16 protein-coding genes are annotated in these 17,365 nt (G+C 73.7%); 7 read left to right on the top strand and 9 right to left on the bottom strand.

Translation table 11 applies throughout. From position 1 onward, the window contains the following. The first annotated feature begins 19 nt into the window (after window positions 1-19). Complete coding sequence (locus ACIP2X_RS13520) at window positions 20-1,063, top strand: NUDIX domain-containing protein (RefSeq protein ID WP_401671564.1); 1,044 nt, start codon at window positions 20-22, stop codon at window positions 1,061-1,063. Between the two features lie 212 nt (window positions 1,064-1,275). Here the strand turns inward: ACIP2X_RS13520 and ACIP2X_RS13515 are convergent, their stop codons facing one another. Beyond that, window positions 1,276-2,631, bottom strand: a complete 1,356-nt coding sequence (locus ACIP2X_RS13515; protein ID WP_401671562.1) for a dipeptidase — start codon at window positions 2,629-2,631, stop codon at window positions 1,276-1,278. 261 nt (window positions 2,632-2,892) lie between these two features. On the opposite strand from ACIP2X_RS13515, the gene ACIP2X_RS13510 reads away from it, so the two are divergent. Further along, window positions 2,893-4,233 carry a geranylgeranyl reductase family protein gene (locus tag ACIP2X_RS13510; protein ID WP_401671560.1) on the top strand — a complete coding sequence of 447 codons (1,341 nt, stop codon included), beginning with the start codon at window positions 2,893-2,895 and terminating at the stop codon, window positions 4,231-4,233. A 54-nt stretch (window positions 4,234-4,287) separates the two neighbouring features. On the opposite strand, the gene ACIP2X_RS13505 is transcribed toward ACIP2X_RS13510, so the two are convergent. Then, entirely contained in the window at window positions 4,288-4,764 is a 477-nt protein-coding gene (locus ACIP2X_RS13505; RefSeq protein WP_401671558.1) for a nitroreductase family deazaflavin-dependent oxidoreductase, read from the bottom strand. Between the two features lie 230 nt (window positions 4,765-4,994). Between ACIP2X_RS13505 and ACIP2X_RS13500 the strand changes: the two genes are divergently transcribed. The 4 genes from ACIP2X_RS13500 (at window position 4,995) to ACIP2X_RS13485 (ending at window position 8,317) form a co-directional block, all read left to right on the top strand. After that, window positions 4,995-5,699, top strand: coding sequence for a TetR/AcrR family transcriptional regulator (locus tag ACIP2X_RS13500; RefSeq protein ID WP_401671555.1), 705 nt, complete (start codon window positions 4,995-4,997; stop codon window positions 5,697-5,699). 85 nt (window positions 5,700-5,784) lie between these two features. After that, the gene (locus tag ACIP2X_RS13495; RefSeq protein WP_401671552.1) at window positions 5,785-6,255 is read left to right on the top strand and encodes a hypothetical protein; all 471 of its coding nucleotides are present in this window, start codon (window positions 5,785-5,787) and stop codon (window positions 6,253-6,255) included. 167 nt (window positions 6,256-6,422) lie between these two features. Further along, window positions 6,423-7,655, top strand: a complete 1,233-nt coding sequence (locus tag ACIP2X_RS13490) for a sensor histidine kinase (RefSeq protein WP_401671550.1) — start codon at window positions 6,423-6,425, stop codon at window positions 7,653-7,655. Continuing rightward, a complete protein-coding gene (locus tag ACIP2X_RS13485) occupies window positions 7,652-8,317 on the top strand; it encodes a response regulator (protein ID WP_401671547.1) in 666 nt (221 codons plus the stop codon). The genes ACIP2X_RS13490 and ACIP2X_RS13485 overlap by 4 nt, the downstream gene beginning before the upstream one ends. On the opposite strand, the gene ACIP2X_RS13480 is transcribed toward ACIP2X_RS13485, so the two are convergent. Further along, entirely contained in the window at window positions 8,278-8,562 is a 285-nt protein-coding gene (locus ACIP2X_RS13480; protein ID WP_401671545.1) for a DUF6332 family protein, read from the bottom strand. The two genes, ACIP2X_RS13485 and ACIP2X_RS13480, sit on opposite strands and share 40 nt — an antisense overlap. Before the next feature lie 97 nt (window positions 8,563-8,659). Beyond that, entirely contained in the window at window positions 8,660-10,174 is a 1,515-nt protein-coding gene (locus ACIP2X_RS13475; RefSeq protein ID WP_401671542.1) for an MFS transporter, read from the bottom strand. A gap of 85 nt (window positions 10,175-10,259) precedes the next feature. Here ACIP2X_RS13475 and ACIP2X_RS13470 point away from each other — a divergent pair, with 85 nt between their 5' ends. Continuing rightward, on the top strand, window positions 10,260-10,655 hold the full coding sequence (locus ACIP2X_RS13470; protein ID WP_401671540.1) for a MarR family winged helix-turn-helix transcriptional regulator: 396 nt from the start codon (window positions 10,260-10,262) through the stop codon (window positions 10,653-10,655). A 91-nt stretch (window positions 10,656-10,746) separates the two neighbouring features. Here the strand turns inward: ACIP2X_RS13470 and ACIP2X_RS13465 are convergent, their stop codons facing one another. From ACIP2X_RS13465 to ACIP2X_RS13445, 5 genes are all read right to left on the bottom strand, one after another. After that, a complete protein-coding gene (locus ACIP2X_RS13465) occupies window positions 10,747-11,487 on the bottom strand; it encodes a maleylpyruvate isomerase family mycothiol-dependent enzyme (RefSeq protein WP_401671537.1) in 741 nt (246 codons plus the stop codon). Window positions 11,488-11,600: 113 nt separating this feature from the next. After that, entirely contained in the window at window positions 11,601-12,806 is a 1,206-nt protein-coding gene (locus ACIP2X_RS13460) for an MFS transporter (protein WP_401671534.1), read from the bottom strand. 202 nt (window positions 12,807-13,008) lie between these two features. Beyond that, a complete protein-coding gene (locus ACIP2X_RS13455) occupies window positions 13,009-14,256 on the bottom strand; it encodes a VWA-like domain-containing protein (protein WP_401671532.1) in 1,248 nt (415 codons plus the stop codon). Then, window positions 14,253-15,497 (bottom strand): AAA family ATPase, encoded by a 1,245-nt coding sequence (locus ACIP2X_RS13450; protein ID WP_401671529.1) that lies wholly within the window; start codon window positions 15,495-15,497, stop codon window positions 14,253-14,255. The genes ACIP2X_RS13455 and ACIP2X_RS13450 overlap by 4 nt, the downstream gene beginning before the upstream one ends. Window positions 15,498-15,580: 83 nt before the next feature. After that, entirely contained in the window at window positions 15,581-17,206 is a 1,626-nt protein-coding gene (locus ACIP2X_RS13445; protein WP_401671527.1) for a hypothetical protein, read from the bottom strand. Window positions 17,207-17,365: the final 159 nt, after the last annotated feature.

Below are 17,365 nucleotides of genomic sequence, written 5' to 3'. Positions count from 1 at the left end.
CAACAGAAGAGGGGGAACCGTGATCGTCTGGATCAACGGCGCGTTCGGTGCGGGGAAGACCACCACCGCACGGGAACTGATCGACCTGATCCCGAACAGCACGCTCTTCGACCCCGAGGTCATCGGCGGCACACTCACGCATCTGCTGCCGGCCAAGCGCCTCGCCGAGGTCGGCGACTTCCAGGACCTGCCGATCTGGCGTCGCCTCCTCATCGACACGGCGGCCGCGATGCTCGCCGAACTCGGCGGCACCCTCGTCGTGCCCATGACCTTGCTGCGCCAGGAGTACCGCGACGAGATCTTCGGCGGCCTGGCCGCCCGCCGGATCACGGTCCGGCACGTCCTGCTCACCCCGGCCGAAACGATCCTGCGCGCCCGTATAGCCGCCCGTGAGACACCGCAGGACCCCACCGACGGCGAGATACGCGTCCGGCAGTGGTCCTACGACCACATCGAGCCCTACCAGGCCGCCCTCGCCTCCTGGCTCACCGGTGACGCCCACCCCGTCGACAACGGGGCCCTCACGCCGTACGAGACCGCCGTCCGGATCGCCGAGGCCGTCAGCTCGGGCGCCGCGCCCGTGTGCGACATCGTGCAGACGCCCGAACCCACCGCCGAGACCCTCGCCGCGGGCGTCCTGCTCTTCGACGAGCAGGACCGCGTACTGCTCGTCGACCCGACCTACAAGGCCGGCTGGGAGTTCCCCGGCGGCGTCGTCGAACCCGGCGAGGCGCCCGCCCGCGCCGGCATCCGCGAGGTCGCCGAGGAGACCGGGCTCCACCTGGACGACGTACCGCGCCTGCTCGTCGTCGACTGGGAGCCGCCCGCCCCTCCGGGATACGGCGGACTGCGCCTCCTCTTCGACGGCGGAAGCCTCGACTCCACGGCGGCACGCGAGCTGCTGCTGCCGGGCCCCGAACTGCGCGGGTGGCGTTTCGTGACCGAGGCGGAGGCCGCCGGTCTGCTGCCGCCGGTCCGCTACGAGCGGCTGCGGTGGGCCCTGCGGGCGCGGGAACGGGGGAAAGCCCTGTACCTGGAGGCGGGAGCCCCCGTCGGGGGGTAGGCGTCCGCGCGGGACGCGGGCTCATGGACGCGGCTCGTCGGTGGGGGCCGGCGGCTGGGTCGGCTGCCGGAGGGGCAGGCAGTTCGGTCGGGACCCGGGTGCGGGCACTGCGGCTGCGGGCGGGCCCGTGACCTCACGTGGGCCGGCTGCGGGCGGGCCCGTGACCTCACGCGGGGCCGGGTGGACGGGCGCGTGAGGCCAGGGGCCGGGGCTCAGCTCGCCGCGTAGTTGCGAAGGAACTGCGCCTCCGCGACCGACAGCCGCTCCAGCTCCTCGGGCGAGACGCTCTCGTTCACCGCGTGGATCTGCGCCTCCGGCTCGCTCAGGCCGATGAGCAGGATCTCCGCGCGCGGGTAGAGGGCGGCGAGGGTGTTGCACAGCGGAATCGAGCCGCCCTGGCCCGCGTACTGCATCTCCTCACCCGGGTACGCCACCGCCATCGCGTCGGCCATCGCCTGGTACGCCGGGCTGGACGTGTCCGCACGGAACGCCTGCCCCTGTCCGATCTGCTCGGTGCTCACCCGGGCGCCCCACGGGGTGTGCGCCTCGATGTGCGCCTGGAGCAGCTTGGTCGCCTCGGCCGCGTCCACACCCGGCGGCACCCGCAGGCTGACCAGCGCACGGGCGCTCGCCTGCACGGACGGGGTGGCGCCGACGACCGGCGGGCAGTCGATGCCGAGCACGGTCACGGCCGGACGCGCCCAGATCCGGTCGGCGACCGTGCCGTCACCGATCAGCCCGACGCCGTCCAGCACCTTGGCGTCCTTGCGGAACTGCTCCTCCTCGTACTGCAGGCCCTCCCAGCGCTCGTCCGAGGCCAGCCCGTCGACGGTCGTCGACCCGTCCTGCGCGCGCAGCGAGTCCAGGACGCGGATCAGCGCGGCCAGCGCGTCGGGCGCGGCACCGCCGAACTGGCCCGAGTGCAGATTGCCCTCCAGCGCGTCGACACGGACCCGCACGAGGGTCATGCCGCGCAGGGTCGTGGTCACCGTCGGCAGCCCGACGCGGAAGTTGCCCGCGTCGCCGATCACGATGGTGTCCGCCTCCAGCAGCTCCGGGTGCTCCTCGGCGTAGCGTTCCAGGCCGCCCGTGCCCATCTCCTCCGAGCCCTCGGCTATCACCTTGACGTGCACCGGCACCCCGCCGTCGGCCTTGAGGGCGCGCAGCGCCAGCAGGTGCATGATCACGCCGCCCTTGCAGTCGGCGGCCCCGCGCCCGTACCAGCGGCCTTCGCGCTCGGTCAGCTCGAAGGGCGGGCTCGTCCAGGCGGCCTCGTCCAGCGGCGGCTGCACGTCGTAGTGGGCGTACAGCAGCACGGTCTTCGCGCCCTCGGGCCCGGGCAGGTAGCCGTACACGGACTGCGTGCCGTCCGGGGTGTCGAGCAGGGCCACGTCCTCGAAGCCCTCGGCCCGCAGCGCGTCCGCGACCCAGCGCGCCGCGCCCTCGCTCTCGCTGCGCGGGAACTGGTCGAAGTCCGCCACCGACTTGAAGGCCACCAGTTCGGCGAGCTCCTCCTTCGCCCTGGGCATCAGCGAGGCGACGGTCTCGGCAACCGGATTCGACGACATGGGCACGCTCCTCGTAGGTGCGACGTTGTGCTTCTGTGTACGGGTTCTGTACGGGTGCTGTACGGAGTGGTCTGTGCCGGATCCGTACGTTCCGAGTGGTCGGCGGCTGCCGTTCGTGCCGCCCCGACCGCGTGAGTGTAGGCGCGTCCTGAGTGCGGGGCGCATACGGGTGCCGATCCTCCCACAGCGGCCCGCGGCGATCACCGCCGTAGGATGCGGGGGACAGATCGGCAGGCGGCGGATCGGGAGCAGTAGACCATCGTGAGCAGCGAGAACTCTTCGGCGGACGACGGGCAGCAGGTGTGGGACGTCGTCGTGGTGGGCGCGGGACCCGCGGGGGCCTCGGCGGCCTACGCGGCGGCGGTCGCGGGACGACGTGTACTGCTGTTGGAGAAGGCCGAACTGCCCCGTTACAAGACGTGCGGCGGCGGGATCATCGGCCCGTCACGCGACGCCCTGCCACCCGGGTTCGAACTGCCCTTCAAGGACCGGGTGCACGCGGTCACGTTCTCCCACAACGGCCGCTTCAGCCGTACGCGGCGCTCCAAGCAGATGCTCTTCGGCCTGATCAACCGGCCCGAGTTCGACCAGCAGCTCGTCGAGCACGCCCAGAAGGCGGGCGCCGAGCTGCGTACGGGCGTCACGGTGTCGCGGGTCGAGCAGCACGGGTCGGCGGTGCCGGACCGGCGCAGCGTCGCCGTCGTGCTCCAGGGCGGCGAGACGCTGCTGGCCCGGGCCGTGGTCGGGGCGGACGGCAGCGCCAGCAGGATAGGCGCGCACGTCGGCGTCAAGCTCGGCCAGGTGGATCTCGGCCTGGAGCTGGAGATCCCGGTGCCGGAGACCGTCGCGGAGGACTGGAAGGGGCGGGTCCTCATCGACTGGGGGCCGATCCCGGGCAGTTACGGCTGGGTCTTCCCCAAGGGCGACACGCTCACGGTGGGCGTGATCTCCGCACGCGGTGAAGGCGCGGCGACCAAGCGGTACTTGGAGGACTTCGTCGGGCGGCTCGGACTCGCCGGCTTCGAGCCGAGCATCTCCTCCGGGCACCTGACCCGCTGCCGCGCCGACGACTCCCCGCTGTCGCGGGGGCGCGTGCTGGTGTGCGGGGACGCGGCCGGGCTGCTGGAGCCGTGGACGCGGGAGGGCATTTCGTTCGCCCTGCGGTCGGGACGGCTCGCGGGGGAGTGGGCGGTACGCATCGCGGAGGCGCACGACGCGGTGGACACCCGCCGGCAGGCCCTGAACTACGCGTTCGCCATCAAGGCCGGGCTGGGCGTGGAGATGGCGGTCGGCAAGCGGATGCTGACCGCGTTCGAACGGCGGCCCGGGCTCTTCCACGCGGTGCTCACCGGCTTCCGGCCGGCGTGGCGGGCGTTCCGCGACATCACGCGGGGCGCCACGTCACTCGGCGAACTCGTCCGCACCCATCCGATGGCCCAGCGCGCTCTGACCGCGCTGGACCGCCGGAGCGGGGGTGGGACGACGGGGGAGGCCGAGGCGTCGGGCGCCGGTGCGGTTGCGGGTGGTGGCCCCGCGGGTGGCGGGACTGACGGTGACGGGGCTGCGGGGCGGGGGGCCGAGACCGACGAGGCCGGGTCCTGAATTGCGGCCGGCGGCCGGCGGGCGTCGGGGTGAGGTCCGAAGCGGTGGGTGGAGTCAGCCTCCGAGGCCCGTGGGGCTCGTCGCGGTCGTGTAGGTGATCGCGAAGACCGGGTGGTCGGGGGCGATGCGGCGCAGCTCCTCGTCGGAGGAGTCGGGGCCGACGCCGTTGAAGAACACGCCCACTTCGGCCTTCCAGCGCTTGAGGTAGGCGCGCAGGATCGCGGGCTTGTCGTCGTCGCCGACCTCGGTCGCGGCGAAGGAGTCCACGTGCTTGCCGATCCGCAGCTCCCCGCCGCCGGCGGCACGCATGTTCTGCGTCCACTGGACGTGGCCGCGCGGCGCGACGAGGTACTGCCGGCCGTCGACGGTCAGCAGGTTGACGGGGGTGGTGCGCCATGCGCCGCTCTTGCGGCCGCGGACGGCGAGGACGCGGGAGCCCCAGATGCTGATGCCGCGGCGGGTCGACCAGGCGACCGCGCGGTTGAAGACGTTGACGGTGAACCAGCCGGGCTTCTGGACATGCGTGGACATGCGGGCTCCTGGGCGGAAAGGGAGAGCGGTGCTCTCGCTTGTGGACCAGTCTGGTGGAGAGTGGTGCTCTAAAGCAAGAGCAGTGCTCTGAATTGTGAGCGGGTGTCGCCCATGGGGTTGGCGGGCGAGTGGCTCCCGGAGAGCATTGCTCCAGTCCCAGCGCACCGATCCACCACCGGAGCATCGCTCACTTCCGTGTGCACTGCTCCAGAACATGGAAAACTCACCCCATGACCAACAGCAGCACCCCCCTCGGCGCCCGAGCCCGAGCCCGGATCGAAGTCACCGCGGCCATCAAGGACGAGGCCCGCAGACAGCTCGCGGCCGAGGGCGCCGCGAAGCTCTCCCTGCGTGCCGTGGCCCGCGAACTCGGCATGGTCTCCTCCGCCGTCTACCGGTACTTCCCCAGCCGCGACGACCTCCTGACCGCGCTCATCATCGACGCCTACGACTCCCTGGGGGCAGCCGCCGAGGCCGCGCACGCCGAGGTCGCGGAGGCCGGACCGGTGGAGCGTTGGGTGCGGGTGTGCGAGGCCGTACGGGGCTGGGCCCTGAGCAAGCCGCACGAGTACGCGCTGATCTACGGTTCCCCGGTCCCCGGCTACACCGCGCCCCAGGCCACCATCCCGCCCGCCGCGAGGGTCGGACACCTGCTCATCGGCATCGCGCGGGACGCCCACGCGGGGCTGGGGGTGGCGAAGCCGCGGCTGGCGGAGGAACTGCGACCGGAAGCCGTGCGGATGGCCGCCGATCTCGCGCCCGACCTGCCGCCCGAGGTGGTGGTGACGCTGGTGGCGGCGTGGGCCCAGTTGTACGGACTGGTGGGCTTCGAGGTGTTCGGGCAGTTCACGAGGGTCGTGGAGGACCGCGAACCGTTCTTCCGCCAGGCCGCCCGCCAACTCGCCCACACCGTCGGCCTCGTGCACCCTCGGTAGGGCAGGACGGCCCGAGCCCGCCGGGGCACGGAAGGCGCACCACCGGGGAGCGACGTCGGGCCGTCCCTGTGGCACGATCCTCGGCGTGGAGTGGGCGACGATCGTCGGGACGGGGCTCGGAGCGGTGCTCGGGGTGGGGGCCACACTGGCCGGCGAGCATCTGCGGTGGCGGCGGACCGTCAGGGACAACAGGCTGCAGGACCGCCGCACCCTGTACGTGGACTGCCTGGTCGCGCTTCGCCGCGCGCATGAGGCGATGCGGCTTGCCGCCGACGAGGAGCATGGGGACCCGCAGACGAGGGCGGCCAGAATCCGGCAGGCCTTCCAGGCCTCGGGCTGCGACGAGGCGCGGGAACGGCTCATCCTGACCGCGGCCGCGGATGTGGCCGACGCCGTGGACGCGTCGTACCACACCCTGCGCCGTGTCCGCGAGACCCTCGCCTCCGGGTGCAAGGTCACGTCCGAGGAATACCAGGCCGCCCGACAGGCGCACGGAGACGCGACCCGAGCCGCCCGCACGGTACTTCGCCAGGAACTGTCTCACCTCGAACCCTGACCTGCGGTTGGGCCGGACCGGCGGGTGCCGAAAGGAACCGAAGGAACCGAAGGAACCGAAGGAAGCGGACCAGGCGAACCCGGCGCGGGGCGTACTTCCGTGGGAGTACGGGGGATCACGCCGCACGGTTGACGCCGTGGTTCGTGGGTGCGGTCTAGCGTGGCGGCATGGACGAGCGGTGGGAGCCTCGCGGCAGGTGGTGGCGGCGCGGGCCGTCCCGGCGGGGTCGCTGGAGTCATGAGGAGCCGCACGGCCGCCGGGGCGGGACGTGGCCGTGGGGTTCCACCGTGGTGCTCGGCGTCTTCGTGCTCGTCGGGTCGAACTTCGCCGCCCACGCCCAGGAGGGGCAACGGGCGGTGCTCGATCCGTTCGCGCGGGTGCTGCTGGTGCTGGCGGCGGGGGTGCTGCTGTGGCGGCAGCGGTTCCCGGTGGCCGTGGTGTTCGCGAACGCCGTGACGGTCGCGGTGTACCTGGGCGCCGGATATCCGTACGGGCCCGTGCTCTTCACCGTGGCCGTCGCCTGTTTCAGCGCGATCGTCACCGGACACCGCAAGGCCGCCTGGGCGGCGCTGGGCATGCTGTGGGCGGCGCACGTGCTGGTCGCGCACTGGCTCTACCGCTGGCTACCGCCCTCCGGGGACGCGCCCGCCGCCTGGACGCAGGAGGTCGTGATCGCCACCTGGGTGGTGGCGGTGGTGGCGTTGTCGGAGCTGGTCAGGACGCGGCGCGAGCAGTGGGCGCGGGAACGGGCGGAGCGGGCGCAGGCGGCGCGGCGGCGGGCCGACGAGGAGCGGTTGCGGATCGCCCGCGAACTGCACGACGTCCTCGCGCACAGCATCTCGGTTATCAATGTGCAGGCGGGCGTGGGCCTCGCCCTCCTCGACAGCGACCCGGAGCAGGCGCGTACCGCGCTCACCACCATCAAGGACGCCAGCAAGGAGGCGCTCGGCGAGGTCCGTCAGGTGCTCGACACGCTGCGCACCCCGGGGGACGCGCCGCGCGCCCCCGCCCCCGGCCTGGACCGCCTCCCCGAGCTGGTCGAACAGGCGGCGAGCGCCGGACTGACGGTCACGGTCGAGGGCCGGGCGCCGCGCCTGCCGCCCGGCACGGACCTCGCCGCGTTCCGGATCGTCCAGGAGGCCCTCACGAACGTCGTACGGCACTCCGGGTCCCGGCAGGCGCGCGTGCACCTCGACCACGGGGGTGGCGCGCTGCGGCTGCGGGTCGACGACGACGGGCCCGCGACCGAGGCCGACGCGGGCGGCAGCGGGAACGGACTGGCCGGGATGCGGGAACGGGCCGCCGCGCTCGGTGGCACGATCGAGGCGGGACCGCGCGTAGACGGCGGCTTCCGCGTCCTCGCCACGTTGCCGCTCACGAGGAGGGAGGACGTCCGGTGATCCGTGTGACGCTCGCCGACGACCAGGCACTGGTACGGGCCGGCTTCAAGGCGTTGCTCGACGCGCAGCCGGACATCGAGGTCGCGGGCGAGGCCTCGGACGGTGCGCAGGCGCTGCGCGTGGTGCGCGAACTGCGGCCCCACGTCGTGCTGATGGACATCCGCATGCCCGTCCTGGACGGGCTCGCCGCGACCCGGCGTATCACCGAGGACGCGGCCCTCGCGGACGTGAAGGTGGTCATGCTGACCACGTTCGAGCTGGACGAGTACGTCTTCGAGGCGATCCGCTCCGGCGCATCCGGCTTTCTGGTCAAGGACACCGAGCCGGAGGAACTCCTGCGCGCGGTACGGGCGGTGGTCGCGGGCGACGCGCTGCTGTCACCGGGCGTCACACGGCGGCTGATCGCGGAGTTCGCGGCGCGGTCCAAGGAGCCCGCGGCCGCCGGCGCCCTCGCCGGGCTCACCGAGCGGGAACGGGAGGTGATGGCGCTGGTCGGCATCGGCCTGTCCAACGAGGAGATCGCCCGCCGTCTGGTCGTCAGCCCGCTCACCGCCAAGACGCACGTCAGCCGCACGATGGTGAAGCTGGGCGCGCGGGACCGGGCCCAACTGGTGGTGCTCGCCTACGAGTCGGGGCTGGTGCGGCCGGGCTGGCTCGGCTGACCCGCGCGCCGGAAACGGACGAGCACCGCGACCACCCGTACGACGAACAGCACCGGCCCCAGGGCAAGTCCCGTCCGCACCAGTGACGTCTCCACCACGCGGGGCAGTTCGAAGAGCCACGCCGGACCGGCGACCGCGCCGAAGACGACCGCCGCCGCGAACGCCGCGCTGCACAACGCGTATCCGATCTCCACGGTGATCGCGTCGCGCTCGGCCTGTGTCCGCCGTCCCCCGTAGCTCTCCATGAACGCATCAAACATGCGTGCGCCCGGCGGAGCAAGCAGGCCCCGCCGGGCGCACACCGGAGGCGTCCCCCGGGTCGCGGACCGGTACCGCCCTCCGCTAGTCGCGGACGGGTACCCGCTCCGTCTCCGCCTCCGTCCCGGTCGCCGTCTCCTTCACCACGGACCGGGTGTCGGACCGGGCGACCACCACCGTCTGCTGCGCGCCCGTCGTGCGGCGCAGGCCGGACAGGGCGATCAGCAGTCCGGCGACGGCGATGCCCGTCACCACGATCAGGCCGGGCCGGTAGCTGTCGAGGACGGCCTGCGGGGTGGGGTCGGCCGGTGCTCCCGCGGTCACCACCGCCGTCACCACGGCGAGGAAGATCGCGCCGCCGACCTGCACGGACGTGTTGAGCAGACCGGAGACCATGCCCTGTTCACGGTCGTCGACGCCGTCGGTGGCCTGGATGTTGAGCGAGGGGAAGACCAGCGCGCAGGCCGCGCCGATCAGCAGCATGCTCGGCAGGATGGCGGCGGCGTAGGCCGGGTCGAGGTCGATGCCGAGGAAGAGGGCGTAGCCGACGACCATGAGCGCGAAGCCCGCCGCGAGCAGCCGTTGGGTGCCGAACCGGTCCACGATCGAGCCGACGCTCGTCGAGGACAGCGCCACCAGCGCGCCCGCCGGCAGGAACGCGAGCGCCGTGTGCAGCGCGGACCAGCCGAGCAGGGACTGCATGTACAGCGTGACGAGGAACTGGAAGCCGACGTAGGAGCCGAAGAACGTCATGGCGCCGAGCTGGGCGCGGATCTGGGTGCCCGAGCGGAGCACGCCGAGCCGGATCAGCGGGCCGGGCGAGCGCCGCTCGACCATGACGAACACGGTCAGCAGGACGGCGATCGCGAGGAAGGACAGCAGCGTCCGGGCGGAGGTCCAGCCGGCCTCGGGTGCCTGGACCACGGTGAAGACCAGCAGCAGCATCGAGGCGGTGCCGAGGACGGCGCCGGGGATGTCGTAGCCGTTGTGGTCGCGTTCGCGGGCGCTGCGCGGCAGCAGCTTCAGGCCGGCGATCAGGGCGACGAGGGCGATGGGCGCGGGCAGCAGCATGGTCAGGCGCCAACTGGCCTCGGTGAGCAGGCCGGAGAGCACCAGGCCCATCGAGAAGCCGGTGGCGGCGCAGGTGGTGTAGATGGACAGGGCGCGGTTGCGCAGCGGGCCCTGGGGGAACGTCGTGGTGATGATCGACAGGCCGGCCGGGGCCGTGAAGGCCGCGCTGAGGCCCTTGATGAAGCGGCTGGCGATCAGCAGCGGGCCGGAGTCGACGAGGCCGCCGAGCAGGGAGGCGAGGGCGAAGACACCGAGGGCCACCAGGAAGACCTGGCGCCGGCCGAGCAGGTCGGCGGCGCGGCCGCCGAGGAGCAGCAGACCGCCGTAGCCCAGGATGTAGCCGCTGACGACCCACTGCAGGGACGAGGTGGACAGGCCGAGGTCGGCACCTATGGACGGCAGGGCGACGCCGACCATGGAAACGTCCAGCGCGTCGAGGAACATCGCGGCGCAGAGCACCAGGAGGGTGCCCCACAGGCGCGGGGTCCAGCGTCCCTCGGACGCCGAAGGGGTGAGCGGAGAGGTCATGCCGGAGACACTACATGCGCATGCATTCAATGCAAATGCATTTAATGCCGATGCAATAAATTCATCTCTCTGCTACGGTGCGGTCATGGCGGCGGAGAAGGCCGAGCAGGCGCTCGTGGACCAGTGGCGGGACATCCTGGGGCTGCACGCGCGCACGCAGTGCGAGATAGACCGCGCCCTTCATCAACACGGCCTGTGCGCCAGCGACTTCGAGGTGCTCGACGTGCTCGCCGTCGGCTCCACGGCCGACACCGGCTCGTGCGCGCTGCGGGTCCAGGAGATCTCCGAGCGGGTCCACCTCAGCCAGAGCGCGTTGTCCCGGCTGGTCGCCCGGCTGGAGAAGGACGGGCTCCTGGAGCGCGCGATGTGCCCCGAGGACCGGCGCGGCGTCCGCGTCGCGCTCACCACGAAGGGACGCGACCTGCACGGTGAGGTGCTGCCGGTGCAGCGGGCGGTGCTGAGCCGGATGCTGACGGACTGAGTCGGTCTGGACAGGTGTCCGGGGTCCGGGCGTTCGGGACTCCAGGTGCCCGGGTGCTGGAGCTTCGGCTGTTCCCGGGTGAGGGGCGGCGTCAGCTCCAGACGATCGCGGACCTCTCCCGCCACAGCTCGGCCGCCGCGCTGTCCCCGACGACCGCGGGGAACGGCAGCCGGTTCCACAGCGACAGATAGAGCCGCGCGGCCGGCCCGCTGATCTCGCAGTCGGCGGCACCGGCGTCGCCCCGCTCCGTCACGGGCGGTTCGGCGGAGAGACGTACGGTCCATACCGCCTCGTCGCTGTCGGTCGCCCGCACCCGCAGGACCCGTGACTCGTCGGTGCGCACGGCGCTCCTGCGGCGCCCGTGGAAGCCGCGCAGCAACTCGTCGATGCCGTCCACCGCGAACTCGGGGGCGATCTCCGCGCCCGTGCCGCCCCGTGCCGCTTCCGCGTCGACGCGGTGCACGGTCGTCTCGTGCGCCTGCCGCCGGGCCCAGCACGCCAGCGGGGACGGGGCCGGCAGCACCTGCCAGCACTCCACGTCGGCGGGGGCGGCGGCGAGCGTGTCGACGAGCCGGCGGTGCCCCTCCTCGTACCAGTGCAGCAGGTCCTCGCCGTCCAGGGCGGGCAGTTCACCGCCGGGCCGGTACGAGGTCCGCGCCTCGGCGACGAAGTCGCTCGCCCAGCGATGCACCATGCCCGTGTGCCGCAGCAGGTCCCTGACCTGCCAGTCCGGGCAGGTCGGCACCTTGGCGCCGGTCCCGGCCTCGGCGGCGGCCGTGGCGAGCAGCCGGCCCTCGCGGTCGAGGGTGTGGATGAAGTCCGCGGTCTCCATGCGGGTGAGTCTGCCGTACGGAGCAAGCGCGTGGGGGAGTTGGGGCCTGCCGGACGGCACATCGCCGGGGCCGCGGTGGCACCTCCCGGCGCGGTGCGGGGCGCTCCGCACCCTCACCCTCCGCCCACCTTGCGGGTGGCCACGCCGATCAGCGCGGCGATCCCGGCCAGCACCGCCACGCTGGTCAGCGCGGTCGGGAGGGAGAACCAGTCGGCCATGAACCCGATCGCGGGCGGGCCGAGCAGCATGCCGCCGTACCCGAGCGTCGAGGCGGTGGCGACGCCGCTCGGGCCGGCGAGCGCGCCCGCGCGTTCCACGGCCACGGGGAAGAGGTTGGCGAGTCCGAGTCCGGCGATCGCGAAACCGAGGAGCGCCGCCCACAGGGTGTCCGACAGCGCGCCGACCAGCATCCCGGCGGCGGCGGTCGCGCCGCCGGCGACGACGGTACGGGTGCGGCCGAGGCGTTCGAGCAGCGCGGTGCCGCTGAGCCGGCCCACCGTCATGGCCAGCGCGAAGCAGGAGTAGCCCACCGCCGCCACCCCGGCCGAGGCGTGCAGGTCCTGCTCCAGGTGCAGGGCACCCCAGTCCGCCAGCGCACCCTCGCCGTAGGCCGTGCACAGGGCGATGAGGCCGAAGACGAGCACGAGTCCCCTGGTCCTCGGGGCCATCCGGGGGCGGGCGCCGGCGTCGTGCGCGATCCGCTCCGGCGGCACGGGCGGTGCGATGCGCAGCAGCGTGGGTCCCGCCAGGGCCGTGACCAGCAGACCGATGCACGTGAGTCCGAGCAGGTGCCGGGTGGGGCTGAGGGACCCCGCGACCAGCGCGCCGAGGCCGGCGCCGACCATGCCGCCGAGGCTGAACGCGGCGTGGAAGCTCGGCATCACCGGGCGTCGCAGGGCGGCGACGAGGTCGACGGCGGCGCTGTTGAAGGCGACGTTGATCCCGCCGTAGGCCGCGCCGAAGAACAGCAGGACGGCGCCGAGAGCCGGTGCGGAGTGGGTGAGCGGCGGCAGGGCGACGCTGAGGGAGAGCAGGACCGCGCAGACGACGGTCACCGGGTGGCTGCCGAAGCGGCGGCACAGGCGCCCCGTGAGCGTCATCGTGATCACCGCCCCGGCGGAGACGCCCAGCAGAGCCAGCCCGAGGGTGCTCGCGGTGGCGTTCGTCTGCTCCTTGATCGCGGGGATACGGACGACCCAGCCCGCGAAGATGAAGCCGTCGAGGGCGAAGAAGGTGGTCAGGACGATGCGCAGGCGGGTGAGGTCGTTGCCCTTGCCCGGCACGGCGCTGTGCGAACGGGTTTTGTTTATCAGCGGCACAAAATGAGGTTAGGTCGACGACGGGGAGGGAGGCAAGGGCGGAGGAGGGACGGGGAGCCAAGGACAGGGGAAGGGCGGGGAGGCATGAGCAGGGAGGGGCGGGGAGGCAAGAGCAGGGGAGGGGTGGTGGCGCGGACGGCGGGTGGAGGGGCCCGGTGCTCGGCGTGGCCGGGCGGGTGCCTGGCCGATGACCGTCGGTGCCCTAGCCGAGGACCACCACGCGGGCCCACTCCGGTGGCGCGTCCGGGACGTAGTCGGGGTCGTCCTCACCGTCCCTCGGCCGTCGGCGCGAGTCCGGCCGGGGGAACAGGCCCACCACCGTCCGGCACGGTGGCCGCGAACTCGGCCAGGGCGTCTGGCCGTCGGTCAGGACCACGACGACGTCCGGTCGGGGCCGGGTGCGCAGCGCCCCCGCGAAGCCCGTGCGCAGATCCGTGCCGCCACCGCCCACCAGCTGGATGCCCTCGGCGCGGCACAGCGGGTGCACGACCTGGGCGGCGGCGTCGCACGACAGCACGGTGACCAGGTCCCGCCGCCCGCCCACCGCACGCGTGATCGCGGCGACCTCACGCAGCGCGCTGCCCAACTCGGCGTCACTGACCGAGCCGGAGGTGTCGACGACCACGCACACGCGGGGCGGCCGGCGGCGCAGGCTCGGCAGGACGGCGCCGGGCACCGCGGTCGAACGCCGCGAGGGGCGGCCGTACGTGTAGTCCTCGCCGACGCCGGGTCCCGAGGTCGCCGAGCGGACCGCCGCGCCGAGCAACTCCCGCCAGGGCTGCGGCGGTTGGAAAGCCTCTTCGGCCCATCTCCGCCAGCCCTGCGGGGTGTCGCCGGGGCGCCCGGTGATGCCCTGGGCCACCCGGAACCGCACCGCGTCCCGCTCCTGCGCGCTGAGGCCGTGGGCGCCGTCCGGGCCCAGGTCCCAGGCCCGTTCCCGGCCGTCGGCGCCGCTGCCGCAGTCCAGCCAGGCGAGGCTCTGGGTGCGCGGCCCGAGCCGGAACTGGCGCAGATAGTCCTCCATCAGCTGCCCCGTGGGCAGCAGCAGGGTCGCGGGTTCCACGGCGCCCTCGGGCCGTACCAGCCCGTCGCCGAACACGTCGTCGTTGATCTCCAGGTCCGCGGCGATGTTCATGCGCAGCCGCTCGCCGGCCCCGGTCAGCCCGTGCCGGTGCGCGACCCGGTCACTGCGCCCGTGGTGGTCACGCAGCAGATGCGACACCTCGTGCACCCATACGCCGGCCAGTTCCTCGACCGGGGTCCGGTCCACGAACGCCGGTGACACGTAGCAGCGCCAGTGCGTGTCGACCGCCATGGTCGGCACCTGCCGGGACTCCACGGGGTGCAGGGCGAACAGGGCGGTCGCCAGATACGGCCGCGCCCGGGCGGCCTGCAGACGGGCGGCGAGCAGCTTGTCGAGGTCGAGCCCGGGCGGTGAGGGCGCGCTCACCGGCCCGCCTTCGCGGTGAGCTCGGCCGCCCGGGCGGCGGCCCGGTCCGCGCGCCGCGACAGCGTCACCACTCCGGCGAGCCGCTCGATCGACGCCGGGACGTCCCAGTCCTCCTGGCGCAGCGAGGCGAGCGTCGTCGCGGGGACCACGACCAGGTCCGGTGCCCCGGTCTCCACCGCCCGGACGAGCAGCGACCAGGCGGCGTCCCAGCGGGCCCGGTCCGGGCGCTTGCGGACGGCCGCCACCACCCCGTCCAGCACGGCCTGGCGCAGATCGCCCCGCTCGGGCAGCACGGCACCCGCCGGGTCGGCGAGCAGCACCTCGGGATCCGGGAGGTCCATCCGGTCCAGGCTCGCGAGCAACTCCAGCCCCGGACCGTCCCCCACGGCGCCCCTGACCAGCAGGGACAGTACGTCCCGGGAGGATCCGGCGGCGGTCGCGAAGGCGATCAGACGCAGGGTCGCCTCCCAGCTGCGGGGCGACGGCCAGGGCCCGCCCCGGCGCGCCTCGTTGCCGGGCAGCCGGTGCACGAGCCCCGGGCGGGCGGCGAGGAGCCCGCACACCGCCCGGCGCGCGAAGTCCACGGCGTGCGGCAGCTTCTCCGGGGCGAGCCGGGGCAGTGTCGCCCTCGGCCATGTCCCGCCGAGACCGCGTATGACGACGTCCTGGTCGTGGGTCCACCACAGATGCACGAACCGGTTGGCCAGCGGGGCGCTCAGCTCCCAGCCGTCGGCGGCGGAGGAGCGGGGATTGGCCGCGGCCACGATGCGCACCTCGGGCGGCAACCCGAGGGCGCCGACCCGTCGTTCGAGGACCAGGCGGAGCAGGGCCGCCTGCACGGCGGGCGCGGCGGTGGACAACTCGTCGAGGAACAGCAGTCCCCGGCCGGCGCGTACGAGGCGCACCGCCCAGTCCGGCGGTGCCATCGGGACGCCCTGCGTGGCGGGATCGTCACCGACGACGGGCAGTCCGGAGAAGTCGGACGGCTCGTGCACGCTGGCGATGACCGTGGTCAGCGGCAGGTCCAGGGAGTCGGCCAGCTGGGTCAGGGCCGCGGTCTTTCCGATCCCCGGCTCGCCCCACAGCAGTACGGGCAGGTCGGCCGACACGGCCAGGGTCAGGGCCTCCAGCTGGGTGTCGGGACGGGCTTCGGTGGTGGTGTCGCGGAGGAGGGCCAACAGGGCGTCGGCGACCGCAAGTCGGGAGTCGGTGGTCGGGGAGGAGGGCATGCGTGTGGACATGTGTGATCACCTTGGGGGCAGGTCGGAAGGGGTCGGGTCACGGGGAGTCGTCGGTCGGCCGAGGGCCCGGCGTCAGTGACGACTCACGGGCGGGTCGCGTGGCGCGGGTGCGTGCGCTGGTCGCGGGGGCGTCGGCGGTGCGAGGGCGGGGGGACGGGCTCGGATCCGTACAGGCCTGCCTCGTACGGACCTGACCCGTACGGGCCGGAACCGTATGGACCTGACCTGTACGGGCCGGAACCGTACGGACCTGACCCGTACAGGCCGGAACCGTACGGACCTGCCCCGTGCAGGCCGGACCTGTACATGCCGTAGACGATCCGCTGCCGGGCGGCGGCCTCCAGTTCCTGGCGCGCCGTGTCGACGGCCCGGAGGCAGGGCAGGGGAGTGCCGGTCAGCTCGGCGAGCAGTTCCTCCCGGCGGATCTCGGCCGGGTCGTGGTCCAGCGGGGTCAGTACTCCGTCGACCAGGCCGATACGGTGCCGCGCTCCTCGGCAGTCGACGAGGTGCGCTTGCTCCGCCGGGCCAGGAGCCCGTACCGGCTGGGGCGCTGGGGAGTGGTCCGGCAGCAGTGCCGAGGCGACCAGCGGGTGCAGCCGGTCGGCCTCGATCAGGCCGGCGCGGAGCAGTTCCAGGTCGGGGAGCACCCAGGTCGCGGCGTCGGGCAGGACCGGCAGCGCGGAGGGGTCACGGGCCGTCGACGCGGTCCAGGTCCGCGGCGCCGGCAGCTCCGGTCCGCAGTCCAGGACCAGGCGCCGCCGTGCGCCGATCCGCACGGCTACGGGGCCGGTGGAGCGTCCCTCCGCCCGGAGCAGGATCGCCGCCTCGTCGGCCCACCGGTCGACGGCCCAGCCGCGCTCCCCGTCGTCGGAACGCGCGCCGGGCGGCAGATCGGCCCCGGACCGGGTCCGCAGTTCGTCCGTCCGGCGTGCGTCCCACAGGTGCCGGTGCAGGTCGAGCCGGAAGCGACGGCTGGGGTGCGGGTGCGGGTGACTGCGGGCACTCGCGTCGACGAGATGCCCGCGAGCCGCGTCCGCATCCCGGCCCCCGGCGCGCGTGTCCGTGCGGTCCCCGCCACCGGGCGTCGAGGAGGCACCGGCATCCGTGCGGTCACGTGCATCGGCCCCCGGGCGGGCACCGGCGTCCGTGCGGTCACCGCCACCCGGCATCGGACGGGCACCGGCACCCGCATCGGCCGCCGGGAGGTGCCCCGCACCCACGCGGGCACCCGGATCCGTACGGAGACCTGAATCCGTACCCGGCCCCCTCCCCGAGCCCGCCCCCGCCCCGCCCCACACCGCGAGACTGATCCGTTGTCCCGCGTCCGCCCAGGCCGGGGCCGTGCGGGCCACCAGGTGGACCGGGTCGGCGCCCTCGTCCCCGGTGTCGTACCGGGCCAGGGCGACGGTCAGGCCGGGGCGCAGCAGACCGTCGGGTGCGGCCCTCGGCATGTGCCAGCGCAGCAGGTCCGGGGCCAGATGGCGAAGGTCGGCGCGGAGCAGACGGGCCGGCTCGCGGCCGTAAGCGCGCGCCACGGCGCGCAGGTTGAGGTCGACGTCGATGCCCGCGGCGGCGCATGCCCCGGCCCAGTCCCCGGCACGGCGGCGGGCGGTCGCGGTCTCGATCATGGAGGGCGGCACGGCGAACTCGCGCACGCGCAGCCAGAGGGAAAGGCGGGAATCGCCGTTCGCGGCGGTGGGAGTGCTCATCAGCACTCACCTTGCGCGGACGGGACCCCCAATCTGCCAAGGGAGTGAGTCGTCATCGCGGGCGAGCGTAGCGCCGCCCCGATCCGGCCGCCACGCATTTTCGAACCGGGCCGGCCGGAGAACACCGCGCGACCACCCGGTGAATGAACGAAACGGTGG

It is taken from the genome of Streptomyces sp. NPDC089424 (genome assembly GCF_044749345.1).
GTDB lineage: Bacteria > Actinomycetota > Actinomycetes > Streptomycetales > Streptomycetaceae > Streptomyces.
This window is presented reverse-complemented; position numbering and strand designations above follow the sequence as displayed.

What these genes read in the sequence shown, in the direction of transcription:
- ACIP2X_RS13515 (WP_401671562.1), bottom strand. Translation starts at nt 2,631, where the DNA reads ATGTCGTCGAATCCGGTTGCCGAGACCGTCGCCTCGCTGATGCCCAGG.
- ACIP2X_RS13500 (WP_401671555.1), top strand. Translation starts at nt 4,995, where the DNA reads ATGACCAACAGCAGCACCCCCCTCGGCGCCCGAGCCCGAGCCCGGATC.
- ACIP2X_RS13490 (WP_401671550.1), top strand. Translation starts at nt 6,423, where the DNA reads ATGGACGAGCGGTGGGAGCCTCGCGGCAGGTGGTGGCGGCGCGGGCCG.
- ACIP2X_RS13505 (WP_401671558.1), bottom strand. Translation starts at nt 4,764, where the DNA reads ATGTCCACGCATGTCCAGAAGCCCGGCTGGTTCACCGTCAACGTCTTC.
- ACIP2X_RS13445 (WP_401671527.1), bottom strand. Translation starts at nt 17,206, where the DNA reads ATGAGCACTCCCACCGCCGCGAACGGCGATTCCCGCCTTTCCCTCTGG.
- ACIP2X_RS13470 (WP_401671540.1), top strand. Translation starts at nt 10,260, where the DNA reads ATGGCGGCGGAGAAGGCCGAGCAGGCGCTCGTGGACCAGTGGCGGGAC.
- ACIP2X_RS13450 (WP_401671529.1), bottom strand. Translation starts at nt 15,497, where the DNA reads ATGTCCACACGCATGCCCTCCTCCCCGACCACCGACTCCCGACTTGCG.
- ACIP2X_RS13465 (WP_401671537.1), bottom strand. Translation starts at nt 11,487, where the DNA reads ATGGAGACCGCGGACTTCATCCACACCCTCGACCGCGAGGGCCGGCTG.
- ACIP2X_RS13480 (WP_401671545.1), bottom strand. Translation starts at nt 8,562, where the DNA reads ATGGAGAGCTACGGGGGACGGCGGACACAGGCCGAGCGCGACGCGATC.
- ACIP2X_RS13475 (WP_401671542.1), bottom strand. Translation starts at nt 10,174, where the DNA reads ATGACCTCTCCGCTCACCCCTTCGGCGTCCGAGGGACGCTGGACCCCG.